At 47.7% G+C, this 24,797-nt stretch carries 23 protein-coding genes; 16 read left to right on the top strand and 7 right to left on the bottom strand.

All coding sequences use genetic code 11. From position 1 onward, the window contains the following. Window positions 1–2: 2 nt before the first annotated feature. Window positions 3–827, bottom strand: coding sequence for a DUF2797 domain-containing protein (locus tag N7386_RS14335; RefSeq protein WP_086904548.1), 825 nt, complete (start codon window positions 825–827; stop codon window positions 3–5). Window positions 828–1,071: 244 nt separating this feature from the next. Here N7386_RS14335 and N7386_RS14330 point away from each other — a divergent pair, with 244 nt between their 5' ends. Then, window positions 1,072–2,232: an alpha/beta hydrolase-fold protein gene (locus N7386_RS14330; RefSeq protein ID WP_086904547.1), complete on the top strand. Its 1,161-nt coding sequence runs from the start codon at window positions 1,072–1,074 to the stop codon at window positions 2,230–2,232. Window positions 2,233–2,328: 96 nt separating this feature from the next. Then, complete coding sequence (locus tag N7386_RS14325; protein ID WP_086904546.1) at window positions 2,329–3,216, top strand: DMT family transporter; 888 nt, start codon at window positions 2,329–2,331, stop codon at window positions 3,214–3,216. A 60-nt stretch (window positions 3,217–3,276) separates the two neighbouring features. On the opposite strand, the gene N7386_RS14320 is transcribed toward N7386_RS14325, so the two are convergent. Next, complete coding sequence (locus N7386_RS14320; RefSeq protein ID WP_011717616.1) at window positions 3,277–3,777, bottom strand: ACT domain-containing protein; 501 nt, start codon at window positions 3,775–3,777, stop codon at window positions 3,277–3,279. 199 nt (window positions 3,778–3,976) lie between these two features. Between N7386_RS14320 and N7386_RS14315 the strand changes: the two genes are divergently transcribed. The 4 genes from N7386_RS14315 (at window position 3,977) to phoU (ending at window position 9,643) form a co-directional block, all read left to right on the top strand. Next, window positions 3,977–6,235 carry an ABC transporter permease subunit gene (locus N7386_RS14315; RefSeq protein WP_279769265.1) on the top strand — a complete coding sequence of 753 codons (2,259 nt, stop codon included), beginning with the start codon at window positions 3,977–3,979 and terminating at the stop codon, window positions 6,233–6,235. A 59-nt stretch (window positions 6,236–6,294) separates the two neighbouring features. Next, window positions 6,295–7,953, top strand: a complete 1,659-nt coding sequence (gene pstA, locus N7386_RS14310) for a phosphate ABC transporter permease PstA (RefSeq protein WP_011717614.1) — start codon at window positions 6,295–6,297, stop codon at window positions 7,951–7,953. A 33-nt stretch (window positions 7,954–7,986) separates the two neighbouring features. Beyond that, a complete protein-coding gene (gene pstB, locus N7386_RS14305; RefSeq protein WP_011623310.1) occupies window positions 7,987–8,805 on the top strand; it encodes a phosphate ABC transporter ATP-binding protein PstB in 819 nt (272 codons plus the stop codon). A gap of 127 nt (window positions 8,806–8,932) precedes the next feature. Beyond that, window positions 8,933–9,643, top strand: a complete 711-nt coding sequence (gene phoU / locus N7386_RS14300) for a phosphate signaling complex protein PhoU (RefSeq protein ID WP_011623309.1) — start codon at window positions 8,933–8,935, stop codon at window positions 9,641–9,643. Between the two features lie 648 nt (window positions 9,644–10,291). Here phoU and N7386_RS14295 read toward each other — a convergent pair. Beyond that, a complete protein-coding gene (locus N7386_RS14295; RefSeq protein ID WP_279769261.1) occupies window positions 10,292–10,894 on the bottom strand; it encodes a hypothetical protein in 603 nt (200 codons plus the stop codon). A 149-nt stretch (window positions 10,895–11,043) separates the two neighbouring features. After that, the gene (locus tag N7386_RS14290; protein ID WP_279769258.1) at window positions 11,044–11,391 is read right to left on the bottom strand and encodes an HNH endonuclease; all 348 of its coding nucleotides are present in this window, start codon (window positions 11,389–11,391) and stop codon (window positions 11,044–11,046) included. A 356-nt stretch (window positions 11,392–11,747) separates the two neighbouring features. On the opposite strand from N7386_RS14290, the gene N7386_RS14285 reads away from it, so the two are divergent. Next, entirely contained in the window at window positions 11,748–11,903 is a 156-nt protein-coding gene (locus N7386_RS14285; protein WP_279771093.1) for a hypothetical protein, read from the top strand. Between the two features lie 114 nt (window positions 11,904–12,017). Here N7386_RS14285 and N7386_RS14280 read toward each other — a convergent pair whose 3' ends face one another. Continuing rightward, entirely contained in the window at window positions 12,018–12,947 is a 930-nt protein-coding gene (locus N7386_RS14280; RefSeq protein ID WP_279769256.1) for a DMT family transporter, read from the bottom strand. A gap of 93 nt (window positions 12,948–13,040) precedes the next feature. Between N7386_RS14280 and N7386_RS14275 the strand changes: the two genes are divergently transcribed. Next, on the top strand, window positions 13,041–13,928 hold the full coding sequence (locus tag N7386_RS14275) for a LysR family transcriptional regulator (protein ID WP_086904540.1): 888 nt from the start codon (window positions 13,041–13,043) through the stop codon (window positions 13,926–13,928). 50 nt (window positions 13,929–13,978) lie between these two features. Here the strand turns inward: N7386_RS14275 and N7386_RS14270 are convergent, their stop codons facing one another. Beyond that, window positions 13,979–14,374 carry a VOC family protein gene (locus N7386_RS14270; RefSeq protein ID WP_086904539.1) on the bottom strand — a complete coding sequence of 132 codons (396 nt, stop codon included), beginning with the start codon at window positions 14,372–14,374 and terminating at the stop codon, window positions 13,979–13,981. A 425-nt stretch (window positions 14,375–14,799) separates the two neighbouring features. Here N7386_RS14270 and N7386_RS14265 point away from each other — a divergent pair, with 425 nt between their 5' ends. The 4 genes from N7386_RS14265 (at window position 14,800) to N7386_RS14250 (ending at window position 18,500) form a co-directional block, all read left to right on the top strand. Further along, a complete protein-coding gene (locus N7386_RS14265) occupies window positions 14,800–15,405 on the top strand; it encodes a DUF502 domain-containing protein (RefSeq protein ID WP_220056074.1) in 606 nt (201 codons plus the stop codon). A gap of 91 nt (window positions 15,406–15,496) precedes the next feature. Then, window positions 15,497–15,643: a hypothetical protein gene (locus tag N7386_RS14260; protein WP_279769245.1), complete on the top strand. Its 147-nt coding sequence runs from the start codon at window positions 15,497–15,499 to the stop codon at window positions 15,641–15,643. A 429-nt stretch (window positions 15,644–16,072) separates the two neighbouring features. Next, on the top strand, window positions 16,073–18,049 hold the full coding sequence (locus N7386_RS14255; protein WP_279769243.1) for a BCCT family transporter: 1,977 nt from the start codon (window positions 16,073–16,075) through the stop codon (window positions 18,047–18,049). An 88-nt stretch (window positions 18,050–18,137) separates the two neighbouring features. Beyond that, the gene (locus N7386_RS14250) at window positions 18,138–18,500 is read left to right on the top strand and encodes a YajD family HNH nuclease (protein ID WP_011717601.1); all 363 of its coding nucleotides are present in this window, start codon (window positions 18,138–18,140) and stop codon (window positions 18,498–18,500) included. A 26-nt stretch (window positions 18,501–18,526) separates the two neighbouring features. Here N7386_RS14250 and N7386_RS14245 read toward each other — a convergent pair whose 3' ends face one another. Then, window positions 18,527–18,760, bottom strand: coding sequence for a DUF1289 domain-containing protein (locus tag N7386_RS14245; RefSeq protein WP_011717600.1), 234 nt, complete (start codon window positions 18,758–18,760; stop codon window positions 18,527–18,529). 347 nt (window positions 18,761–19,107) lie between these two features. On the opposite strand from N7386_RS14245, the gene N7386_RS14240 reads away from it, so the two are divergent. The 4 genes from N7386_RS14240 to oleC all read left to right on the top strand — a co-directional run bounded on the left by N7386_RS14240 (window position 19,108) and on the right by oleC (window position 24,752). Further along, window positions 19,108–20,490 (top strand): methyltransferase, encoded by a 1,383-nt coding sequence (locus tag N7386_RS14240; RefSeq protein ID WP_279769240.1) that lies wholly within the window; start codon window positions 19,108–19,110, stop codon window positions 20,488–20,490. Window positions 20,491–20,744: 254 nt separating this feature from the next. Then, entirely contained in the window at window positions 20,745–21,794 is a 1,050-nt protein-coding gene (locus tag N7386_RS14235; protein ID WP_011717598.1) for a 3-oxoacyl-ACP synthase III, read from the top strand. A 169-nt stretch (window positions 21,795–21,963) separates the two neighbouring features. Continuing rightward, window positions 21,964–22,926, top strand: coding sequence for an alpha/beta fold hydrolase (locus N7386_RS14230; protein WP_279769238.1), 963 nt, complete (start codon window positions 21,964–21,966; stop codon window positions 22,924–22,926). Beyond that, the gene (gene oleC / locus N7386_RS14225; protein WP_279769236.1) at window positions 22,926–24,752 is read left to right on the top strand and encodes an olefin beta-lactone synthetase; all 1,827 of its coding nucleotides are present in this window, start codon (window positions 22,926–22,928) and stop codon (window positions 24,750–24,752) included. Before N7386_RS14230 ends, oleC begins: the two co-directional genes overlap by 1 nt. The last annotated feature ends 45 nt before the right edge of the window (window positions 24,753–24,797 follow it).

Genomic DNA, 24,797 nt, shown 5'->3' with positions numbered 1-24,797 from the left:
TATTAGTCAGCTAACGCTATGCTGACTTCATAGGCGGTGAATTTGCGAATATTAATTACGCCCGTATCGAAGATCAGATACTGACCTTTAATCCCCTGTAAAATCCCGCTTATCACCTCATTTTTATCGAAGTTGTGGGAAGTGATTTTCTTCGGAAAGGTGTCGATGGGATAGTGAATCGACTGAATCGTTTCATCTAAACGTTCGATACTGTAATCGCCTTTTTGCATACCGATTTCATGCAACTTAGCCTCAATTTGCGGGATCAGTTCCGCCGCCTTAGCATTTAAATCGATATCGTCGGCGTGGCCCTTAAGCATGGTTTGCCAGTGGGTTTTATCGTTAATGAGTTTGGCTAACTCCACTTCCACTAAACCCGAGATTTGTCGTGTCGACACTTTAAAAATTGGTAAACCTTGGGTCGCGCCCTGATCTATCCAGCGAGTAGGCAATTGTGTGTGGCGAGTGATGCCGACCTTGATGCCTGAAGTATTGGATAGATAAACATAATGCGGCACAAAACAATGGCTTTGCGCCCACTCTGGCTCGCGGCAAGTACCTTGGTCAAAGTGACAGGTTTCGGGTTTCATAATGCACATATCGCAACTGGCGAGCTTTTGCATACACACAAAGCAATGGCCTTGCGAATAGCTCTTTTTGGTCTTTTTGCCGCAGTTACAGCAGAAGATGTTACCCGTGTGGGTCAGGGTCAGCGGCTTGCCAATTAAGGGATTCAGTGGCAGTAACTCGTCGCCAACAACCAGTTGATACTGTACTTGTTGCGCCTCATCTAAGTGTGCGCGCAGCTTTTTTAGCGTTCCTAACATAGGTGTTCCTAGTTTTTTATGGTGTCACTGGGTTTGGTAAGGCATCCAGCGGACTTATGCATTCGTCATTGCGTGATGTGCAGTATACAAGATTATCCCGCCGAGTTTAGATAGGAATTCTCGATTGAGAGCCTGACTGCCATGTGTGGCTAATCTGGGCTTTCTGGTGGCGTAATTATGTTAATAAATTGATTGTCTTGATAAAAACCAGTAACTTAGCTGCCATTATTCAGGGAGGTTAACGATGCGGATGGTATTAGGGCTGATTTTTTTCCTGTCGATGCAGGTGGTGGCGCAGACGGACAAGATGCAGATCCATTCTGAAATATTGAATGATGATATTAACTTGCAAATCAAACTCCCCGATACCTATGGTCATTCCAGCGATTTTCGTTATCCCGTTTTAGTTGTCTTGGATGGCTCGACACAATTTGAGCATATTGCCGCGAATGTCGGCTTTTTAAGTAGCTATGCCATTATCCCTGAGCTGATTGTCGTGGGTGTCAGCTCGAATAATCGCTTAAAGTCGTTTACGCCGACCCAATTAGAACAGTTTAAAGACCGAAGTGGCGGAGCAGAGAATTACAGGCAGTTTTTAGAAACAGAACTACTCAGCTGCTTGGGCCAGAAATATCGCACCGCCGATTACCACGTACTGTCGGGACACTCTATGGCTGGGCTATTCAGCAGCTATGTGGCTCTGACGCCTGACACTCGGTTTAATGCGGCGATATCCATCAGCCCAAGCCTTTGGTGGGACAATAATTGGCTCGTGCGAGAGTCCGCTCAGTTAGCCGTCGCCAAACGGATAAAACCCATGCGCTGGTTTTTGAGTATCGCCAGTGAACCTAATGAGATGGCCAGCGCCTTTGCAACCCAAATAACCCAATTGCAAAATACCTTGGGTAATAGCCCGTCAGTGAAGCCTCCTTCAACCAAAATGTTGCAATGGTTTAATAAACGCTTCCCCGAAGAAACCCATGACAGCACCCCGCTTATTGGCAATGTTGAGGCATTAAAGATGCTGTTTGCGAATTGGAATGCGGTGCCCGAAATCGCGGTGATGCCGCTAAAGGACTTAAAGCAGTTCTATCACCAGCAAACGGCGGTCTTCGGCTATGAGTTTCCGCTCTCTGCCCAGCAGTACAATGTCTATGGTCTCAAGGCCAGCTATGAGCAAAAAACGGCGTGGGGTGTGGAGATTTTACAGGAGGGGACAAAGGTGTTTCCTATGTCTGAGGTGCTCTGGGATAGCTTAGCAACAGCCTATGATCTTGATGGTCAAACCGCACTCGCGATTGATGCTTCCAACAAAGCGGTGCAGTTGGCAAAGCAATCAGACTCTGTGTTTTTAAATGAAATCTTGAGTCAGGCCAAAAGTCTACAAGGCAAGACTCGCCAGTAGCGTGCGGTTTAAACGCTAACAGTATCGCAACATATTTGGACAAGCGCCCAGCATCTGGGTAATCTTGTCATCCTTTTAAATCATTGAGACCGTATCTTGCCTGCCAATTTTTTACTCTTGCTCGCCGCCGCCATTTGGGGCTTTGGTTTTGTCGCCCAAACCTTAGGGATGGAGCATTTATCGCCCTTTGCATTCAACGGGCTACGTTTCTTAATTGGTACAGTGTCACTCGTTCCTCTGGTGTGGTACTTGGCTCGGCAAGGCAAAATTCATCTCGGTACGCCCAAAGACTTTGCCATGGGTTGCGGTGTGGTGGGCGGACTGTTATTTGCTGGCGCATCGCTACAACAGGTGGGGCTGCTTTACACTACGGCGGCCAATGCGGGCTTTATCACTGGGCTTTATATCGTGTTAGTACCGATATTGGGCTTAGCGCTGAAACATGCTACCGGCGCAAATACCTGGGTGGGCTGTGGTATCGCCGTGGTAGGGCTGTATTTTTTAAGCATTAAAGAAGGCTTTCACCTCGGCTATGGCGATATGCTGCAATTGATTGGCGCACTGTTTTGGGCGATGCATATTTTGGCGGTGGACCATTTTGCTAAGCGGATTTCGCCAGTGTTACTCGCCATGATGCAATTTTTAGTGTGCGGCGTATTAAGCCTGCTGGTGTCGGCGGCCATTGAGGTGACGACAGTCGATAAGGTGATTGCAGCCTGGGGCTCACTGGCCTACGCGGGGCTCATTTCAGTGGGTATTGCCTACACTTTACAGGTGCTGGCGCAAAAGCATGCACATCCTGCGCACGCGGCGATTATTTTAAGTCTTGAAACCGTGTTTGCGGCCATCGGCGGTATTATGTTCCTTGGAGAGAGCTTAGGGCTGCGGGCCTTGTTGGGTTGCGGTTTGATGCTGCTGGGGATGTTGATTTCCCAAGTGCCGCTGCGCTATTTAATTAAGTCTCGGCACCAGAAAGTCAGCTAGCTCACCATAAAAAACGCCGCAGGGTTTGCCCGCGGCGTTTTTTGTTGAAGGTGTTGAGGGTTAACGGCTGAGTTTATCCAGCACTAAGTCATCACCGAGGGCATAGAGGGATTGCACCAGTTGTTCCTCTTGGGCAAGGTCGGTTAAGCCTAAACCAATGGTGGCGCGAAACAGGGCGATGCCAGTATGGCCTGCGGTCTCAAACTGGCTGCTAAACTGTTCGATATTGATACCTAGTGCGGTGATCCGATTGGAAATATCCAGCACTAATCCGGGTCTATCGTAGGACACTAGGCTGTAGGTTAGTCGCTTAACGGGTTTGAGGGCGACCGAGGTTTTTGAATAGGTGAGGGTGAGGCCGTCGATGCATTCCAAGGCTTCAATTAGCTCGTCCATTTTCAGCGAAGGCACCTCGAGTAACAATATGGCGGCAAAAATCCCGTCGATATGGCGCAGCTCTGAGTCTAACCAGTTGCCGCCATGGCGACTCACGGCGTGGGCGATTTGCTCGACTAATCCTTTTCTATCAGGTGCTTGAAGCGTGATTAAATATCGTAGCATGGCGACTGACTCCTATTTTTTGTAAAAGGCACCTGTTTTAAAATCGGGTGTAACACAACTGTCATCTTTGCGTCATATAATTCAACGCACTTAGAATGAAGGGTGTTGTTATTGCTCAGTTTATGCTCAAACAGTGTAAGCATAGCATTTCGCAATTCCTAGCGAAAAAACTCACAGGCTTTAATAATAGAGGTTCTTAATGGAAAGTCAGGTCATTCAACCTGGTTCTGCGCCGCAAAGTATGCTGAAAGGCGGACGTTCAAGTCGCAGGGCATTTAAGGATAAAGCGGCTCAAATTGGGGTCACGATTGGCGGCACTATGGTGTTTGTTGCCTTATTGTTGATCTTCTTCTATTTGCTGTACGTGATTAAACCCATTTTCGACAGCGCGGATGTGACTCCCGTAAAAAGCGTGAGTTATCAACATGCTGAAGTCGCGACTCTGATGGTCGGTGCCGACGAGCAAAATGAGGTCATGTATCGCGTGGCCGCCGATGGCCAAGTGGATTTCTACACGGTTGCCGATGGCAGCTTACTCTCCAGTTTTACACCGCCATTACCCTCTGGGGTGAGCGTCACCAGCGCCGCGATTGCCGCGCCGAGTGAGCAACGCTTCGCACTGGGGTTAAGTAACGGTCAAGCCTTAATCGTGGGAATCGAATTTGGCTTAAGTTACCCTAACAACAAGCGCCTTATTACCCCAAAACTGCGTTACAGCGCGGGTGAAGCGCCGATCACTATCGATGAGTCGGGCAGCGCAATCCATCATTTAGCCTTTAGTTACAGCAACGATAAAATCAGCTTCGCCTACCAAGATGACAATGGCGCTTGGCGTTTAAGCCGTCTCGAAGGTCAAGAAAACATGATGACCGAAGAGGTGGAATGGACGACCACGGGCGCACTACTGCCCGATGCACCTAAAAAAGTCGCACACCAATTGATGACACCGGATCAACGCCAATTGATGCTGCAAATGGGCAACAAGGTGTTTATCTACAATATCCGTGATGTTGAAAGCCTAGATTTAATGCAGGTAATCGATGCGGAAAAGGAAAAGTCTAAGGTTAACAACATTGCCTTACTCGCCGGTGCCAGCTCGATTCTGGTGAGCTACGACTCAGGTGTGGTGACCCAGTACTTCCAAGTGAATGGTCCAAAAGGCCGTTTATACAAAGAGATCCGTGAGTTTACTGACTTAGCGCCAGTGGCCTCGATTGCCTCTGAGTTCTACCGTAAAAGTTTTGCCGTGGTGAGCCCTGAGGGTGAGTTATCACTCCTGTATACCACCAGTGAGCGCGAACTGTTTGATGAAAAGTTTGACTTTAAAAACCCAGGCGTGATGGGCTTTAGCCCACGTTCTAACGGCCTAGTGGTCGAAGCGAACAACCAACTGAATATCTTCCACGTGGAAAACTCGCACCCAGAAGTGTCTTGGAGCGCGCTGTGGAATAAGGTGTGGTACGAAGGTTACCCAGAGCCTAAGTTTGTGTGGCAATCCACCTCGGGTAGCGATGACTTTGAAGCCAAGCTCAGCTTAATGCCATTGGCCTACGGCACCATGAAGGCGGCGTTCTACGCCATGCTGTTTGCCGTGCCATTAGCGATTGCGGGCGCCATTTACACTGCTTACTTTATGTCGCCAAAGGTGCGCGGCATTGTTAAGCCAACGATTGAAATCATGGAAGCCCTACCGACGGTTATCTTAGGTTTCCTCGCCGGACTTTGGTTAGCTCCGCTGATTGAAGAGCACTTGCCGGGCATCTTAGTGCTGCTGGTACTGCTGCCGACGGCGATTCTGGTGTCGGCCTATTCTTGGAGCAAATTACCCGGTACTTGGAAACAACGCCTGCCTGAAGTTTATCAAGAGCTGATGCTCATTCCGGTTATCTGCTTTGTGGGGTGGTTCTCCTTTGCCATCAGTCCAATGATCGAAGTGGCGCTGTTTGATGGCAACACTCGTCAATTTATCACTAACGAATTAGGCATCACCTTCGACCAACGTAACGCGCTGGTCGTGGGTATCGCCATGGGCTTTGCGGTTATTCCAACGATTTTCTCGATTGCCGAAGACGCGATTTTCTCTGTGCCACGCCATTTATCCAACGGCAGTCTGGCGTTGGGCGCGACGCCTTGGCAAACCCTGACACGTGTGGTGCTGTTGACCGCAAGCCCTGGGATTTTCTCTGCGGTGATGATGGGTCTAGGCCGCGCTGTGGGTGAAACCATGATCGTACTGATGGCAACGGGTAACACCGCCATCATGGAATGGAGCGTGTTTGAGGGTATGCGTACGCTGGCGGCTAACATCGCGGTGGAAATGCCTGAGTCGGCGATTGGCAGCTCTCACTACCGTGTGCTGTTCCTCGCGGCCTTCGTTCTGTTCGTATTTACCTTCTTCTTTAACACGATTGCCGAAGTGGTAAGACAGCGTCTGCGTGACCGCTATAGCTCGCTGTAATGGAGATAAGATAATGATACTAAATACTATTTCGCCAATGACCTTGAGAGGTTTGTGCAATGGGTAAGTGGGTAAAATCAGGCTCGCCATGGATTTGGATGACAGGTGGCGCGGTGAGCATCAGTTTGATTGCAGTATTAGGCCTGTTACTGCTCATTGCATGGCGCGGATTAAGCTACTTTTGGCCTGCAACGATTTATCAATGGGAACTCGAAGATAACACTGGCGCACGTTCAACCTTAATCGGTGAGATTTACGATAGGGAAGAAGTGCCGACCGAACGCTTAACCGCCGCGGGCCACGTGTTTAAACAGCCACCCGGTGAGTTTGTGACACGTTACTTAGTGAAAACCGGTAACCGTGAGTTTGTGGGCTTAGATTTCCGTTGGATTTTAGCAACAGACATTATCAGCCGTAGTGAGCCAGCCGATGTGGCCATGCTCGAGCGTGCTAAAAACGGTAACTTTTATGGCTACCCTGTGGCCGTAATTGAAAACGGTAAACGCTTAGAGCTTAAAAACGATGCACTTGAATCCTCCTTAATGGAGCATATCGACCGTGCCGTTGCTTTGTCTGACAAAGCGTTATCACTGCAAAAGCAAGATATTGGTGCGATTAACTACAAGATTGAAAAACTGCGTTTAAAAGAGCGCCGTTATGAGTTAGATGGTGAGTTGACCGATAGCCGTAAGCAGGAGTTAGCTGCGGCGAAAGTGGCGCTCGAGCAAGACTATAAACTGCTTGAAAAAGAGCTGTTTGCCCTGCGTGATGAAGCGGCTCGCGACTCTGTTATCGTGCGTGATATGCGTGGTGTTGAGGTCGAGCTTAAGCTGGATTCGGTACTCGATGTTACCTACGTCAACCACTTAGGCTTGATGGGTAAAATCGGCAAATGGTTTGTCGGGCTTGGCCGCTTTGTTAGCGACGACCCACGCGAAGCCAACACCGAAGGCGGCGTGTTCCCAGCAATTTTCGGTACCGTGTTTATGGTGCTGTTGATGGCGATTATCGTGACGCCATTTGGGGTGATTGCTGCGATTTACCTGCACGAATATGCCAAAAAAGGTCCTATCACTAAGATGATCCGCATTGCGGTAATCAACTTAGCGGGTGTGCCATCGATTGTGTACGGGGTATTTGGTTTAGGGTTCTTCGTATACATGATGGGTGGCTCGATTGACCAACTGTTTTACGCCGAAGCCTTACCGTCACCGACCTTTGGTTCACCAGGGGTGATTTGGTCGGCGTTAACCTTAGCGATCCTGACCCTGCCAGTGGTGATTGTATCGACCGAAGAAGGCTTAAGCCGTATTCCGAGTGCGGTGCGTCAAGGTAGCTTGGCTCTGGGCGCGACCAAGGCCGAAACCCTGTGGCGGATTGTGATCCCGATGGCAAGCCCTGCGATCATGACGGGGCTGATTTTAGCCGTGGCCCGCGCTGCGGGTGAGGTAGCACCGTTAATGCTGGTGGGTGTAGTGAAATTAGCACCGACATTGCCACTGGACTTAAACTTCCCGTTTGTGCATTTAGAACGTAAATTCATGCACTTAGGGTTCCATATTTATGATGTGGGCTTCCAGAGTCCTAACGTTGAAGCGGCACGTCCTCTGGTATACGCCACCTCCTTCTTGCTGGTAACAGTGATTGTGGCACTGAACTTAACCGCGATTAGTGTGCGTAACCACTTACGTGAAAAATATCGTTCGCTTGAGCATTAATCAGCGATTATCCTGAAAGTATTAGGACTGAATATGATTTCTATAGATTCGACAGCCATGAAAACCAACAACTTTGACTTAGCAAACTTGAGCCAGAACGATACCGCACTGGAGATCCGCAACTTAGACCTGCGCTATGGTGACAAGCAAGCGCTGTTTAATGTGTCGATGAAGATCCCGAAGAAGCAAGTTACGGCGTTTATCGGCCCCAGCGGCTGTGGTAAATCCACCTTATTGCGCTGCATTAACCGCATGAACGATCTGGTGGACAACTGCCATATCGACGGCGAGATTTTGCTGCACGGTCAAAATATTTATGACAAAAAAATCGACGTTGCCGCCCTGCGCCGCAACGTAGGTATGGTGTTCCAGCGTCCTAACCCATTCCCTAAGTCGATTTACGAAAACGTGGTTTATGGTCTGCGCTTGCAGGGCATTAACAACCGCCGTGAACTCGACGAAGCGGCCGAGCGTTCGCTACGCGGTGCGGCGATTTGGGATGAAGTGAAAGACCGTCTGCACGATAACGCCTTTGGCTTATCTGGTGGTCAGCAGCAACGTCTGGTGATTGCCCGTGCGATTGCCATCGAGCCAGAAGTATTACTGCTCGACGAACCGACTTCGGCCCTAGACCCGATTTCAACCTTAACCATCGAAGAGCTGATCACTGAGCTTAAGACTAAGTACACAGTGGTTATCGTGACCCACAACATGCAACAGGCGGCGCGGGTGTCGGACCAAACGGCCTTTATGTATATGGGCGAATTGGTGGAATACGCCGATACCAACACGATCTTCACCACACCGAAAAAACGTAAGACCGAAGATTACATTACCGGCCGTTACGGTTAATCACCTTGCCTTTGGTAGTGGTGATGTGAGTGATAAGCGATTAACGAAATAAGCCACCGCCTAGAACAGAGTTAAGCATTGCAAACTCCATCTAGGCGTTGATACAGTTGAGTAAAAGGTTGGCCAAATGGAAAATATGAATTTAAACAAACATATCTCTGGGCAATTTAACGCCGAGTTAGATGATATCCGTAACCGTGTACTCGCCATGGGTGGCTTGGTTGAGCGTCAGTTAGAGCAAGCCATCGACGCCTTAAGTACCTTAGATGCCGAATTAGCGCAAAAGGTGATCACCGGCGATCACAAAGTGAATGGCATGGAAGTCTCGATTGACGAAGAATGCACCCGCATTATCGCCAAACGCCAACCGGCAGCGAGCGACTTACGTCTGATCATCGCGATTTCAAAATCGATTGCCGATCTTGAACGTATCGGTGATGCCTGTGTACGTATAGCCAAGGCCGCATTAGATAAGCGTTTGAATAATCAGCAGCCGTTATTAGTCAGCATTGAAAATATGGGCCGCCATGCGATTCGTATGCTGCACGCAACGCTCGATGCCTTAGCACGTATGGATGCCGATTCGGCGCTGGAGCTTCACAAAGAAGATGCCAAGCTCGACCGTGAATACGAAGGCATTATCCGTCAATTAATGACCTACATGATGGAAGACCCACGCTCAATCCCCGATGTATTAGACGTACTCTGGGCAGCCCGTGCGGTTGAGCGTGTCGGCGATCGTTGTAAAAATATCTGCGAATACATTATTTACTACGTAAAAGGCAAAGACGTTCGCCATACTTCCTACGAAGATATGGAAAAGGATTTAAAGGACTAAACGCCTTTTATCACACGGCTTTATCCGCAAACGCTCTGCCTAACCGCAGAGCGTTTTTGTTTAAGGGGATAAATGGGAAGAGGGCACTTGAGAGTCGTTGCTGATGCGTATTGGTAGGTGAGTCATGGCATTTGCTCAACGACGCGCAGCGAGTCCATCCGTGGATGCTCGACCGCCCCGTCCGTGGGGCGGACGGTCGTCTCGCAAATCATCATGGCTCACCTGTTTAGTATTGTCGTAGCCTGTAGACTTCATAATCTTACTCAGCACGCTTTGGGACAAAAGCGAGATAGCTCCTTTGCTCTAACTTGTTAGTTTCGGATTAAAATTTCTATGAATTTATGCTGCCATAAACGGCGCGAGCTTGCGAGCACCCGGTGACTGAAGGGAGCGAATGAAATGGCCTGTTAGACATTTTATAGTGAGTATTTTACTGCCTGAATGGTAACTAGTAGTCTTTGCAACTTTTCATAGTAATATTTTTGAGCCATTTTTTAAGTAGCTTCCTTACTAGTTGTAGCGCCAATGCTTAAAAATTGGGGGGTAGACTCTAATCTTTCATTGTACAGATTGTAAAACAGCTTTTTATAAATCCATGTTAAATCATAACTTTCTCTTGATAAAAAATTTTCTTTTCTCATGTTTTGGTTATATAGAGTCTTCTATTATATCAACTTCTTTTTCTAGTATAGATAATTCATACTCCGATAAACTATCTATTCTTTTTCTAATAATTTTTTCTAAAGGATCTAGCACTTCATCATTGTCAATGACTTTCATAAACATTTCATGTGACCTTCTCAGTGATTGTCTCAAATCATCACCAACAGAAGTGTCTAAAATTTTAGGCTTCATAATTGTTTGATGATAAATATGACTTTCTTCTTGATGGTAATCATGATTAAGGATCACATAATTCTGAAAAGTACTATATAACTCAATATAGCAATACAACACATACCTTCCGTTGTTTTTCTCTTCAGTGAAAAGTATTAAGGTGTGAGTAGGATAGTTAGGCTCCATCAATGGCCTGAACTCTTCATAAATAGCTTCTATCAATGAATTAGTAAAGTATGGAACGATATTTTCCGAAAAAATTATTTTCCCATTACCATCTATATCAATTTCAATAGTTCTATTTAAACACTCCCTTTTAATACCACTATGCAAGGCGAACTCTGAAGCAATTTTATTATAACCTAGCTTAATCTTTTCATCTAATCTATCAATATTTAAACCGATATAAGGCACAAACAATGACTCTTTATATGTTTCAATATTTATATATTCGAAGTCGTTTGGATTATATCCATTTTCCTCTATTTCATCTCTTACTCTTTTCTTGTAATTTGTAATAATTTAGCTACTGGCAAATATCTCAGCTATTCTTTTATCATAGTCTATTGAATGACTTGGTCTTGATGGAAAAATAGTGCCGTCTTTGTAGTTAACATCGAAATCAGATAACCTTCCATTAAATAGTTTACCGAGTATCTTTGTTGAAGAAGCAGAGCCATGATCTTTTTTCTCATATAATCTTTAAATAATTCATTTACAGGGGAGAAAAATTTAACAAATGCAATATCTATCTCGTCATTAAGTTTATTTCCACATTGTTTACATAAAATATTTTGTGACTTTAGCTTTCCTCTAAGAGCATTATGTAAAATATGTTCACAGTGCTTCTCACATTGATTTTTTTGTTCAATTTTATCAACCATTAGTTTGTTACAGATAAAACAATTCATAGAATAGAAGTACCTTTTATGTCTAACGTCTTAGTATTTATGTGCATGCACGTTTACCTCATTAGACCAGTAAAAACACGCATAGTTAATAACTTGTAATAAAAGAACTTATCAGCTTTTCCTCAAATACGCCATCCGGAAAAACGCGCACGAGTACAGGATAAAAATAGTTCAAAATTATTATGCTTTGAATACGACTGTGTACCTATCCAGCTTCGTGATGGAGGATTAGTGAATTACGTCACACGGGTTGTAACGATGAAAATTTTTAGCCTAGAAAGTCCGCTCATTACTTTACCACTGACAACCTGTTAACTCGTTATGGGGCAAAAGCTTTTAGCTAGATGAACAGTTCAATGGTCGTAAAGATTGTCATTGTTGCAACTGTGACCGTTGGCGGCATGGATGCCGCCGTCGAGCCCTCAGGGATGAGTTTATGGCGTGTCACAGGGGAAACAATGACAATTCATCCAGCACATCTGACGACAAACTTATCTTACTTTGGGGCATAAGCTTTTTTGCGGTCGAGCAAATCAGCCCCAATAACTGAAATGACTTATCCTAGGCGCTAAAGCCAATAATCAAGGCGAGAACTTCCCGCCTTGATTACGTAATTTGAGGATTGGCTAGGATTCAGGGCACACTTTGGGTTCGCGTTTGAACCGTATAATTCGTGGTAGCAGCAAGCCTGCGATAACCACGATAATCCCCAACAGTTGCAACTCGGTAACGGCTTGACCAAGCATAAACGAGGTTAATACGGAGAAGATGGGGACAAAGTTGAAAAACAGTGCTGCGTTGGCTGAGCCTAACTGGCGCACGCCGTTTAACCACAACAAATAGCCTGCAACCGTACCAAATACGCCGATATAGACCACTTCAGCCATGCCTAACGCCGAACTATTTACTAACTCTGCGATGGGATGCACCTCTGGCGATGCCAAACATAAAGCGCCAATCACGGCAGCGCCACTCAACATGCCGATAAAGGTATAGGGGATGACTGGCATCCAGCGGCTGATACCTTGACTGAAATAGGTGTAAAAACTCCAGGCTAGCATGCCGCCGAATATTAATTTATCTCCATGGTTTATCTGCATCGAGAAGAGGGTTTCAAGGTGCCCATTGGTGATCACCATCAGCACACCGGTGAGACTCACCAGCAGACTAAAACACTGGGCAAACGATGGCAGCGTTCGCAGGGCAACACAGGCAATTAGTGACGTGATGAGCGGGCTAAGAGCCATGATTAATGAGCCGTTCGTCGCATTAGTTGACGCCAATCCCGTAAACAGACCTAGGTTTAGCCCGCCTATACCTACCGCGCTGACCAGAATAATCCACAGCCATTGATTGATGCTTAAGTGCAATTTCGGCATGCGGACGAGCTTGAGGTAGATTGCGAGACAGGCCGCGGCAATCACAAAGCGCCAGAACACTAAGGTCAAGGCATGTACTTCGCTTAATACTTGTTTACCAATGGGAAAGCAACTCCCCCAAAAGAAGGTACAGATAATCAGCAGGATTACTGCTTTCATCGTTGGATCAGATTTCATTGCCACTCCGGATGACTTGTCAAATTCTGAGTCTTAGTGTATTGATTTCAATAATTGGATAAACAAGCAAAAGTAAGACGGTAAATGCCAATAATGAAACCTAATTATTCGTTGGACGATCTGCGCTGTTTTTGTGCTGTGGCACGCTCAGGGAGCTTTAAGGAGGCCGCCCAATCCTTAGGTATGCCGCTCTCCACCTTGAGTCGCCGTATCCGCCAGCTAGAGACAGATTTGCAACTGAGATTGCTTAATCGAGATGCTCACCGCGTTATCTTAACCAGCATCGGTGAGCAGTATTTTGAGCGCTCTGTAGCCCTGTTTGATGAACTCAATAATATTGACGAAGATTTGCATCGGGATAAGTACCAGCCACAGGGGAAAATCCGCATTTCCGCGCCCATCAACTCTGGCACTCATTTTCTGCGGTCGATTTTTTATGATTTTCTGTTGCAATATCCCGATATTCAGTTGGATTTGAGCTTTTCAAACTCGCTTATCGATATTGAAGCGGAAGGCATGGATGTGGCGTTTAGAGTGGGCAATCCAGTGGTTGAAAATTGGATTGCCAGACCGTTAAAGCATATTCACTTTATTTTGTGCTCTCACCCTGACTACGACATTTCGAGTATTACTACGCCAGACAAGTTATGCGGTCATCCAACCATTATTTGCCGCCCTATGATACCTTGGCAATTGGTGCATAAAACGACTGGCGAAGAGTTTGATTATCACCCGAATAAGGGCGTCAGGTTGGAGGTGGATGAACTGATGCTACTGACCCACGCCATCAAAACAGGGATAGGTATCGGATACGTGCCGGATTATTTTGCGCTACCTATGATAGCGCGGGGGGAGGTGAATCATGTTCTCCCTGACTGGAGTAGCAAAGCCCGCACCTTATCCATGTTATATCGGGACCGCGACCATCTCCCCATGCGGGTGCGGCTGTTTATCGAGTTTGTAAAATTGCACTTTAACTAGGGCTCGCGTTATCCCGCCTGCCAAGATACCGACATTTGAGCGCGTTGGGTTTATAGCGCGCAGGCGGGCAAATATTCGGATAATTCCAATAGATTCAAATCGGGATCGCGGATATAGACGGAGTTGATGCGGCCTGTGGCACCGGTGCGCAGTACTGGGCCTTCAATAATTGCAACTTCAAGGCTGTTTAAGTGGTTAATCACTTCTTCGATATTGTGGCTGACCACAAAGCAGAGATCGGCGCTGCCGGGCGTGGCAAGGTTTGCCTTCGGTTCAAATTCGGCGCCCGCTTGGTGGAGATTGATTTTTTGATCGCCAAAGCTTAAGGCGATACGGCCTTGACCAAAGATGGACTTTTTCATCCCTAACACGCGTTGATAAAAGTCGACGCTGGCCTCGATATCTTTCACGGTTAACACTAAATGGTCTAGGCGGGTCACGCGCATTTTCTTTCCCTCGATGCCGTAGCGGTTTGTTATTAGGGCGTGTTGACGTTTGATGGTTATTTTTGCAGTAATTTGGCTGGCTTTTATGCAAGGCAAAGTCCGTGCTGTGTAGTTATTCTACATAAACGGACGATAACGCAGCAGAAACGTCAGCCAAATGCTGCCCGAAGGGTTCGTCTGGCAAGCCCTTGCTCTTTGTCACTCGTCATTTGAGTAGAATAACTACACTTCATTCCTCGTTTCGCGAGCATGTGCTTGCCAGAACGAACAAAATCTAATCTCGAAACGTCAACACGCCCTAATGTTCTGCGCCATACCTTACATCAAGTGCTGGTGCAAAAGTGACTCTGTGGTAGCATTTAACGCGCTTTTTAGCGTAAATAATTTATGCCTTTTTTTATCCCATTGGATTTGATGAGATTGTAATGAAGAAAACCTTAGCCCGTGGCTTGATGAACCTGCTGCCGATGGCTTTAAGCCTGTGGTTGTTTTGGTCATTGTTTGTATCGTTAGATGGTTTAGGGATTTTTATTTTAGAGTTGGTAGGGATTAACCAGCATTTTGTCGGCGCGGGCTTTATCTTAGTCGTGGCCATAGTGTTTGCGGTAGGCCTGTTGTTTTCGGTGAGTCCTATTGTGTGGCTCTATGGCTGGATTGAACGTCAGCTGATGCGTTTCCCGCTGTTTAAATCTGTTTATGGCAGTATCCGTGATATCGCTTCTTTAATGAACCGTGAAGGCAAACCCAATACTCAGCAAACCGTGTTGGTTAAACAGGCCAATGGCGGGTTTGTGGTGGGTTTTATTATGACGGATACGCCGCCACAGCCATTGCTCGATGCCTTACCTGAAGGGGATTGGGTACCGGTGTTATTCCAACTCAGTTACCAAATGGCGGGGGTGACGAGTCTCGTCAAACGTGAAGATTTGATTTTAGTGGATTGGTCTTTTGAGGAGGCGATGCGCTTCAATTTAACGGCGGGTATCTCGCAAACGCCGGGCGCGGCAACGGCAAAAACTAAAGCTGAATAAGTGGGTTTTGATTTTTGCGTCAGTTTTTTGCGTCAAATAGGGGCATTTTTGTGATATAATCCGATGGCGACTTAATAGGTCGCCATTTTTTATGCTGATTCAGCGGCTGCTGTTTAGCATTATCTGTGTCTCTATTGAGTCAGTTTTTGACAGCATGTGGTCTCTGTTCGAAGGCACTCCTGTAGAGCTTAAGCAAGGCCGAGTCGATATTTATTACTGGTTATTTGCTACTGGTTAACCGTTAACCGCTAATCGCGCTTTGCATTCCTCATCCTCGATATCATGAATATCGAACCGCTTATATGCATTATGTCGCCATTGAGGTTGAACCCTGCGATTCGGTCGCATGGTGTCGATGCTCGCTGTCTTTGAGAGTCCTATAGGTTCTTAAAGCGCATTGCATAGCAGTGGTTTAGCTGTTTATCGAGCCAACTGTTTACCGCCTTTGCTATTAAGCAAAAGCGTTGAGCAAACGGGGAAGTGGGGAAGCGTTTTCAACATGAGTATGACATCACAAGGAATTGCCGACCGCGAGCCCTTGTCATGGATTATTTGTGCATATTTCATCCTGATCACATACTGCTGAGGCTAGAGTTATCTATTATTGAGCTATCTCTTCAAAATCGAAGGGATTTTAATAGGGAACTGGCTAGAACAAGGGAGTTTTATGTCTATCAAGTCGAGTATTAATCCACCGGTTTTTTATTCGTCGGTCTTTTTTATCACCTTAATGGTGATGATCTGCGCCATTTGGCCTACCGAGGCCAATCACTTTTTCAAATCCATGCAGTCGTGGCTAGAAGTCAAAGCGGGCTGGTTATATATCCTTGGCGTGGCGATTTTTCTGATTTTTATCATCTTTGTCATGGTCAGTCGCTTTGGCGATATTAAGCTCGGTCCAGACCATTCCGTGCCCGACTATAGCTATAAGAGCTGGATTGCCATGCTGTTTTCAGCGGGGATGGGGATTGGACTGATGTTCTTCGGCGTTGCCGAACCCGTGATGCATTACTTGGCGCCGCCCGATGCAACGCCTGAGAGTTTGGCCGCCGCCAAAGAAGCGATGAAGATTACTTTCTTCCATTGGGGCATACATGCGTGGGCGATTTACGGGGTGGTTGCCCTGAGTTTGGCCTATTTTGCCTATCGGCATAAGCTGCCACTGTTACCCCGCAGCGCCCTCTATCCCTTAATCGGTGAGCGTATCCACGGCCCGATTGGCCACTGCGTCGACACCTTTGCGGTATTGGGGACTATGTTTGGGGTCGCGACCTCCCTAGGGTTTGGGGTATTGCAGGTTAACTCGGGCCTAAGCTATTTATTCGAGCAATTGCCTAATAACACCACGGTGCAAGTATCGCTGATTATTGGCATTACCTTACTCGCTACTCTGTCGGTATTTTCGGGGCTCGATAAAGGGGTGAAGCGCTTAAGTGAGCTTAACTTAGGCTTGGCCCTTATTCTGCTGCTGATTGTGTTAATCCTTGGCCCAACCGTGATGTTGCTGCAGGCCTTTGTGCAAAATACCGGTAGTTATCTGAGTGATATCGTTAATAAAACCTTTAATCTATATGCCTATCAGCATAAGGAAGACTGGCTAGGTGGTTGGACACTACTCTACTGGGGCTGGTGGATCTCCTGGTCACCTTTTGTCGGCACCTTTATTGCGCGGGTGAGTCGCGGCCGCACTATACGTGAGTTTTTAGTCGGTATTTTATTTGTGCCTTCGGCGCTGACCTTTTTGTGGATGACGGTATTTGGTAACTCGGCCATCGACGCCATTATGAACCAAGGCGCGACCTACCTGAGCGAAGCGGTGAATACTAATGTGCCTGTGGCTCTGTTTGTGTTTTTTGAACATATGCCGTTCCCGCATCTGTTATCGGGCATTGGGATTTGTTTAGTGGTGACCTTTTTTGTGACCTCATCTGACTCGGGATCCTTAGTAATCGACAACCTGACCTCGGGGGGCGATAACAATGCGCCCGTTTGGCAACGGGTGTTTTGGGCATTGCTGCAGGGCGTGGTGGCCTCGGTGCTGCTCATCGCGGGCGGTTTACAGGCACTCCAAACCGCCGCTATTGCCAGTGCGATGCCATTTCTATGTGTAATGTTGCTGATGTGTTTAGGGCTGTATAAGGCGCTGAAGGACGATTGGCTGAAAATCAACAGCGTGCAGCTCCATACCACCAGTGTGCAATATGCTAAGACTAATATCAGTTGGGAGGAGCGCATCGAAGTCTTAGTGTCGCATCCTACCGAAGATGAGGCGCGTGTCTTCCTCAATAATGTCGCGACACCGGCGTTATCTAAGGTGTGTCAGCAATTTATGAGTAAGGGCTTAACGGCGGATCTTGAGTATCTCGATGGCAAAGTGCGATTGGTGATCAGCAACGAAGCCTATCAACCCTTCGTATACGGTGTGCGGATGCGCTGCTTTGAAATCGTCAATCCAGTCGGTGAAGAGTTAGAGCAGGGCAACAATTGGTATTATCGCGCCGAAGTGTACTTAGAGCAGGGCGGCCAGCACTATGACGTGATGGGCTATACCGAAGAGCAGCTATTGGCGGACGTGGTCACCCAATACGAGAAATACCTGCATTATTTGCACTTGTCCAATGCCGACCAAGGACATGTCGCCTAAACGCTTTGCTTGTTAGAAATATTGCCCCAAGGAATAACTCGGATTATCCTTGGGGCACTTTTTTAGGGGTCATCAGTTAGGTGTGAGCATGTCAGCAAATCCAGGCCAGAGTAAGTTAGATCAAGTCTTAGCCCAAGAGCGCGAATACCGTGCCAAACGTGAGGGCGGTTACCGCGAGCAGGCGCTCAAATTGTATCCTTGGATCTGTGGCCGCTGTACCCGCGAATTTACCTCAAAAAACTTAAGCGAGTTGACGGTTCACCATAGAGATCACAACCACGATAACAACCCATCCGACGGCTCGAATTGGGAATTATTGTGCCTGTATTGCCACGATAATGAGCATTCACGCTTTGAAGAACTTATTCGCTACGGTAGCACTACCGAAACCAAGCAAGCTGCCGCGACCTATAATCCCTTTGCGGATTTAAAGGCGATGATGAAAAAGTAGTGATAAAAGTAAAAAGCCTGAAATTTTCAGGCTTTTTTCGCAAGTCGTGCCTCGGCTTCCAGCCATTTGGCGCGGCTTAGCACCTGTTGATTTTCGTCGCCTTCGAAATGGGCTTTGCGGGCGGGGAGTTGCGCGATAATCGCGGCGTGCTCTGCATCGCTGGCGTCGCGCCAAGCAACAATCTCATCGATATGGCGAAAACAGCCCATGCAATAATCTTCATCATTTAAGCCGCAGCGGGCGACGCAGGGGGAGAGCATAGTTTTCCTCTTAACTCGTTTTCGTTATCGCGTTTAATGGGGGAGACCGCTACGTTAAATGTTACTGCGTTAAGGCGTATCTCCCATGCTTGCCGGCGAGTAAAACAGGCTGACAAAAATTGTGGCGATACTAGCAGCTTTGGCCGCCATTTGGGCAGTGATATTAAGTAAAATGCACCTTAATATTCGTAAAGGCTTAATGACGGCGCTGTTTTCAGAATAATGCTTTTAAACAAAACAGCATCGTTTACAACATCACGGTAGTGAAAGTTCGACGAACCTAAGGTTTGGCGGCTAAGCCCAATAAAATAGTCAAATGGAACACATTAGAGTAAAGCAAATTTAGCATGGCAATTAAGCGCGATAATCATACGCTCGGCAACTGCGATTGTGACAGTCAGAACACACTCAAGGCGCATTTTATCCAATTGGATAAGCTGCTTGAGCAGAGTCGTGCCCTCTGGCAAGTGCGCGCCTTTGAGGCAAAATCATTGCCTTGGGAGGCGCAATTTCCAAGGCTCGCAACCACCCTTTGGGTGCTTGATGATGCTGCGCTCGATACTTTGGATGCCGAGCAATCGGCGTTAGTCGATGCCTTATCGCCCGCACTCCAGCAGGATCTTGCCGCGTTAGGCTTAGACTGGGATTTATCTTTACTCATATCCTCCTTTGCCGAACTTTCGCTTGGTTCTGATATTGACTCAGATATAGGTTCAGATAGTGGCTCAGATATTGGCTCTGACGATATTGAAACGGCTACTTCACCTCGTATTGATCTTACTGAGCTGGCTCACTTTAGTGCCCATATAAAAGGCCGTAAGTGGGAGCAAATTACCGCTTTTGTGCAGCATTTGCCCGATGCGGGATTCCCCGTGCTCGAGTGGTGTGCGGGCAAAGGGCACTTGGGCCGTTTGATTGCCAAGGCACGTGGTGTAGATGTGTTAAGCCTCGAATGGCAGGCGATGCTCTGTGAAGAGGGCCAAGCTTTTGCCGATAAATGGCACTTATCACAGCGCTTTATCTGCGCCGATGCCTTCACTATCAACGATAATGCTCACGAAAATACCGCTGATCAGACCAATCCTTTTTGCGCCCAGCAACAGGCGGTGGCGCTGCATGCCTGTGGCGATTTGCATGTGCGTTTACTGCAATTGGCCGCAGCGGCGGGCACTCAGGCACTGGCAATTTCACCTTGTTGCTACCATTTAATTCAAGCTAATCAATATCAAGGCCTATCGACACTCGCCAAACACAGCGCACTGCGTTTAAGTCGCCATGACTTGCAATTGCCTTTACAACAGAGCGTGATAGCAAATCCGAAACAACAGGCGCTGCGACATCAGGAAATTGCTTGGCGGCTGGGGTTTGATGCGCTGCAGCGAAGCAGCCGTGGTATAGATGCTTATTTACCCTTGCCCGCAATAAAGCAAAGCCAACTGAGCGGTGAGTTTACCGAGTTTTGCCACTGGGCGGCGGCGCAAAAGGCGGTTACCTTAGCCGCAGATTGTGATTTTGACGCTTGGCTTGAGATAGGCAAACAGCGACAAAGGTTAACCCGGCGCATCGATTTGGCTGCGCATTTATTCCGTCGTGCGCTGGAACTGTGGTTAATTCTCGATCGCTGCTGTTTTTTGCAGGAAAGTGGCTATCGGGTAAGCCTGAGGGAATTTTGTGCAACTAGCGTGACGCCTCGAAATGCGCTGATTTTGGCGCAAAAATCGAGCGATTGAAAAATAATCTGAATAATGAGGCCATACTTGCCTGTTTTTTATGAAGTATTTCTTTATTAGTTCATTTTGAATTAACGGACAGGCGGCATGATCTGCACAAGGGCTTATAAGCTCTGTGAGACAAGTCTAAGACGAAAGATGGTTTTTTATTGAATCATCGGGCTTTTCTTGTTCAAATGTCGCCTTAATGACAAATAACAACTAAAAACTGACCTAAAAGATCAGTGATCTTAGTGAGCGAATAAAACAGTTTCATGAAATATTCCCGCGTATTTATTAATAGCCTTGCCTATGAACTGGCACCTGTGGTGGTTTCCAGTAGCGAGCTAGAATCTCGCCTCGCGCCTCTATATCAAAAATTTCGCATTCCTATGGGGCAACTTGCGGCGTTGACGGGCATTACCGAACGCCGTTGGTGGCCTAAAGGGCATCAATTATCCGATGGAGCGATTAAAGCGGCGCACAAGGCGATAGCAGAAACGGGAATAGAAGTCGCCGAACTGGGCGCAGTGGTGTACACCGGCGTGTGCCGTGATCAGCACGAACCCGCCACCGCCTGCCGGATTGCGGCGGCCTTAGGTGTGTCGAAGGACACGGCGATTTACGATATTAGCAACGCCTGTCTTGGGGTGTTATCGGGCATTTTAGACATTGCCAACCGCATTGAGCTTGGCCAAATTAAGGCGGGCATGGTGGTGTCCTGCGAATCGGCGCGGGATATTGTCGATGTGACCATTGATAATATGCTGGCCGACCCGACCATGCAGAATTTTGCTCAGTCGCTGGCGACCTTAACCGGCGGCTCTGGCGCGGTGGCGGTGATCCTCACCGATGGCAGTTTACCGCTGACTAATGTGCGTAAGCATCAGCTGCTTGGCGCCTCCCATTTATCTGCGCCGCAGCATCACCAACTGTGTCAGTGGGGCTTGCAGGAAGTAGGGCACAATATTTACCGTGAGTTTATGCGTACCGATGCGGTGACCTTGCTCAAAGAAGGGGTCGAGCTGGCAAAACACACGTGGGAGCATTTCCTTGCTCAGCGAAATTGGTTGGTCGAGCAGGTCGATAAAGTGATCTGTCATCAGGTCGGCGCCTCAAACCGTAAACAGGTCTTGAGTGCGTTAAATATTCCGCCTGAAAAAGAATTCCCAACATATCAACTGCTTGGCAATATGGGCACAGTCTCTTTACCCGTCACGGCGGCCATGGCACACGATCAAGGCTTTTTACGCCCAGGGGATCAGGTGAGCTTTTTAGGCATTGGCAGTGGTTTGAACTGCATGATGCTGGGTATTAAGTGGTAGTTTTCCAAGATTGTTATCTGCCTTAGCCGACGCTTAGAGCAAGTTTTGCTAGGGCATTTTTATGCTTATTGGTTTAGCGATGAGCATTAGCACTGAGCATAGGTAAAGGCGAATTTGCCCGCACAGGCTACCAATACAAAAACAATTAGAACAAAAGATAGGAAGCGTCATGTTAGACACTCTGTTGCCGTTTAAACGTCATTTTCTTAGCCGTAATGGCAACAAGCTGCATTACATCAATGAAGGCCAAGGTGAACCTGTGGTCATGGTGCACGGTAATCCAAGTTGGAGTTTCTATTACCGTAATCTCGTGAGTGCCCTTAAGGATACGCACCAGTGTATCGTGCCAGACCATATTGGTTGTGGCCTGTCGGATAAGCCGGATGACAGCGGTTACGATTACACCCTTAAGAATCGTATTGATGATTTAGAGGCGCTGCTCGATAGCCTAAAGGTAAACGAAAACATTACCTTAGTCGTCCACGACTGGGGCGGCATGATAGGCATGGGCTACGCGGCGCGTTACCCTGAGCGAATTAAACGTCTGGTGATTTTAAATACTGGCGCCTTCCATTTACCCGAAACTAAGCCTTTACCGCTGGCGCTGTGGATCTGCCGCAATACGCTACTCGGCACCGTATTAGTCCGTGGTTTTAATGCGTTTTCATCGATTGCCTCCTACGTTGGGGTGAAGCGTCAGCCGATGTCCAAGTACATCCGTGAGGCCTACGTCGCGCCGTTTAACTCATGGGCAAATCGCATTTCGACTCTGCGTTTTGTACAGGATATTCCGCTAAAACCGGGTGACAGAAACTATCAACTGGTGTCGGATATTGCCGCTAGTCTGCCAAAGTTTGCCAAGGTGCCGACACTGATTTGCTGGGGATTACAGGACTTTGTGTTCGATAAGCACTTTTTAGCCAAATGGCGCGAACATATGCCCCATGCACAGGTGCATGAATTTGCTGATTGTGGTCACTATATCCTCGAAGATGCGAGCGATGAGGTGATTACCCATATCAAACACTTTATGGCTGAGGCGCAAACGCCTGAGCCAGAAGTGCAGCCTGTTGAAACTGTGCAGGTCACAGAGCCTGAGGCAGAGACTCAAGCGCCACAGGCCGCACATTAATGGCTAGGGTGGAGGATGCGCAGCTCGGCCATGGGATATCTGCCGCCGAGCAAGCAAGCGATGCCAATATTTGTCGGCATTTAAAGCAGGCCGCCCATCACATTCCCCATCATCTCGCGGTTGCGGTGCAACAGGGCAAGGGTAAATCCCTTGCCAATCTGACTTACCAAGAACTCGACTTTATTAGCCTCGATAAACAAAGCGATGTCATCGCCTTCGCGCTCAATGCCCATGGGCTGACGCGGGGGATGAAGGCGGTGCTGATGGTTACCCCGAGTCTGGATTTTTTTGCGTTAACTTTCGCCTTGTTCAAGGCGGGGATTATTCCCGTGCTAGTTGACCCGGGCATGGGGATTAAAAACCTTAAGCAATGTTTTATTGAAGCTGCGCCCGATGCCTTTATCGGTATTCCTAAAGCCCATATCGCCAGACGCTTATTAGGCTGGGGTAAGGGCAGCGTGCAGCATCTTATCAATGTGGATGGCAATCCCAGCGGGCTTGTTGGCACGCTATCGCGCTTACTCACGGGCGCGCCAAGTTTAGCGACGATGCTCTTATCAACAGCTAAGTTGTCTACATCGAAGTCATCTGCGGCAAAGTTGTCGGAACAGGGCGAGTATCCGATGGCGCTGCTTAGGTATGACGAGATGGCGGCGATTCTGTTTACCAGCGGCAGCACGGGGACGCCGAAAGGCGTTGTCTATAGTCATGGCATGTTTGAGGCGCAAATTCAGGCGTTAAAGCAGGATTATGGCATTGCGCATGGCGAGCGTGATTTGGCGACATTCCCGCTATTTTCCCTCTTTGGTCCAGCGCTCGGTATGGCATCGATTGTGCCTGAGATGGATGCCAGCAAACCGATTACGGCCAATCCTGAATTTTTATTTGCCGCCATTGATAAATACCAATGCAGCAATATTTTTGTTAATCCGGCTTTACTTGAGCGTTTAGGCCGCGCCGGTGAACAAACCGAATCGAAAAAGCAGCACAAATTCAGCAGTGTGAAACGCGTGATATCCGCTGGGGCGCCCGCGACCATTGCCTCGATTGCCCGTTTTAGCAAAATGCTCAGTGATGGCGTGCCTGTACTCAATTCCTACGGCGCTACCGAATCCTTACCCATCAGCATGATCGCCAGCGATCAGCTATTGACCACGACTCAAACCACGGACAATGGCGGTGGGATTTGTGTCGGTCGCGCCATCGATGGTGTCAGCATCGAGATTATCGCCATCACTGAGGATAACATCTCTGAGTGGGATAATGGCATGCGTCTTAACGCGGGGGAAATTGGCGAAATAGTGGTAACAGGCCCTATGGTGAGCCAGTCCTATTATCGCCGCGAAACGGCAACGACGGCGGCTAAAATCTGGGACCGCGAGCAGCAAACCTTTAGGCACAGAATGGGCGACCTTGGCTATTTAGATGACAGCGGCCGCTTGTGGATGTGTGGCCGCAAAGCCCATAGAGTCGATGCCACCCAAGGTGGGCAGTTTGTTAAACGGTACTATTCCATTCCGAGTGAGCGTATTTTTAATACCCATCCGAATGTGAAGCGCTCGGCGTTAGTGGGGATCAAAGTGAAGGGGCAAGGCGGCGCGAGTGAGATTGAACCCCTCATCTGCATCGAGCTTGACCAATCTTTGGTATGCAATAAGAGTGCGCAGCTCTATCAAGAGCTGATGGCGATTGCCGAGCAGTATAGCCACACTCAGGGGATTAGACGTTTTCTCATTCATCCCGATTTCCCTGTGGATGTGCGGCACAATGCCAAAATATTTAGAGAAAAATTAGCCGTTTGGGCGCAATCGCAAACCAAAGGCTGATGTTCATTTAAGGGACTTTTAACCTTACTCGTCTAGATTTTCTGT

Source organism: Shewanella sp. GD04112 (assembly GCF_029835735.1).
In the GTDB taxonomy this organism is placed as follows: Bacteria; Pseudomonadota; Gammaproteobacteria; order Enterobacterales; family Shewanellaceae; genus Shewanella.
The sequence above is the reverse complement of the archived record's forward strand: the minus strand, read 5'-3'. Positions and strand labels throughout refer to the sequence as shown.

Excerpts from the sequence above, each read along its gene's own strand:
- N7386_RS14335 (WP_086904548.1), bottom strand. The coding sequence starts at position 827 with ATGTTAGGAACGCTAAAAAAGCTGCGCGCACACTTAGATGAGGCGCAA.
- N7386_RS14330 (WP_086904547.1), top strand. The coding sequence starts at position 1,072 with ATGCGGATGGTATTAGGGCTGATTTTTTTCCTGTCGATGCAGGTGGTG.
- N7386_RS14320 (WP_011717616.1), bottom strand. The coding sequence starts at position 3,777 with ATGCTACGATATTTAATCACGCTTCAAGCACCTGATAGAAAAGGATTA.
- N7386_RS14315 (WP_279769265.1), top strand. The coding sequence starts at position 3,977 with ATGGAAAGTCAGGTCATTCAACCTGGTTCTGCGCCGCAAAGTATGCTG.
- pstA (WP_011717614.1), top strand. The coding sequence starts at position 6,295 with ATGGGTAAGTGGGTAAAATCAGGCTCGCCATGGATTTGGATGACAGGT.
- pstB (WP_011623310.1), top strand. The coding sequence starts at position 7,987 with ATGATTTCTATAGATTCGACAGCCATGAAAACCAACAACTTTGACTTA.
- phoU (WP_011623309.1), top strand. The coding sequence starts at position 8,933 with ATGGAAAATATGAATTTAAACAAACATATCTCTGGGCAATTTAACGCC.
- N7386_RS14290 (WP_279769258.1), bottom strand. The coding sequence starts at position 11,391 with ATGAATTGTTTTATCTGTAACAAACTAATGGTTGATAAAATTGAACAA.
- N7386_RS14285 (WP_279771093.1), top strand. The coding sequence starts at position 11,748 with ATGGTCGTAAAGATTGTCATTGTTGCAACTGTGACCGTTGGCGGCATG.
- N7386_RS14280 (WP_279769256.1), bottom strand. The coding sequence starts at position 12,947 with ATGAAATCTGATCCAACGATGAAAGCAGTAATCCTGCTGATTATCTGT.
- N7386_RS14275 (WP_086904540.1), top strand. The coding sequence starts at position 13,041 with ATGAAACCTAATTATTCGTTGGACGATCTGCGCTGTTTTTGTGCTGTG.
- N7386_RS14270 (WP_086904539.1), bottom strand. The coding sequence starts at position 14,374 with ATGCGCGTGACCCGCCTAGACCATTTAGTGTTAACCGTGAAAGATATC.
- N7386_RS14265 (WP_220056074.1), top strand. The coding sequence starts at position 14,800 with ATGAAGAAAACCTTAGCCCGTGGCTTGATGAACCTGCTGCCGATGGCT.
- N7386_RS14260 (WP_279769245.1), top strand. The coding sequence starts at position 15,497 with ATGCTGATTCAGCGGCTGCTGTTTAGCATTATCTGTGTCTCTATTGAG.
- N7386_RS14255 (WP_279769243.1), top strand. The coding sequence starts at position 16,073 with ATGTCTATCAAGTCGAGTATTAATCCACCGGTTTTTTATTCGTCGGTC.
- N7386_RS14250 (WP_011717601.1), top strand. The coding sequence starts at position 18,138 with ATGTCAGCAAATCCAGGCCAGAGTAAGTTAGATCAAGTCTTAGCCCAA.
- N7386_RS14245 (WP_011717600.1), bottom strand. The coding sequence starts at position 18,760 with ATGCTCTCCCCCTGCGTCGCCCGCTGCGGCTTAAATGATGAAGATTAT.
- N7386_RS14240 (WP_279769240.1), top strand. The coding sequence starts at position 19,108 with ATGGCAATTAAGCGCGATAATCATACGCTCGGCAACTGCGATTGTGAC.
- N7386_RS14235 (WP_011717598.1), top strand. The coding sequence starts at position 20,745 with ATGAAATATTCCCGCGTATTTATTAATAGCCTTGCCTATGAACTGGCA.
- N7386_RS14230 (WP_279769238.1), top strand. The coding sequence starts at position 21,964 with ATGTTAGACACTCTGTTGCCGTTTAAACGTCATTTTCTTAGCCGTAAT.
- oleC (WP_279769236.1), top strand. The coding sequence starts at position 22,926 with ATGGCTAGGGTGGAGGATGCGCAGCTCGGCCATGGGATATCTGCCGCC.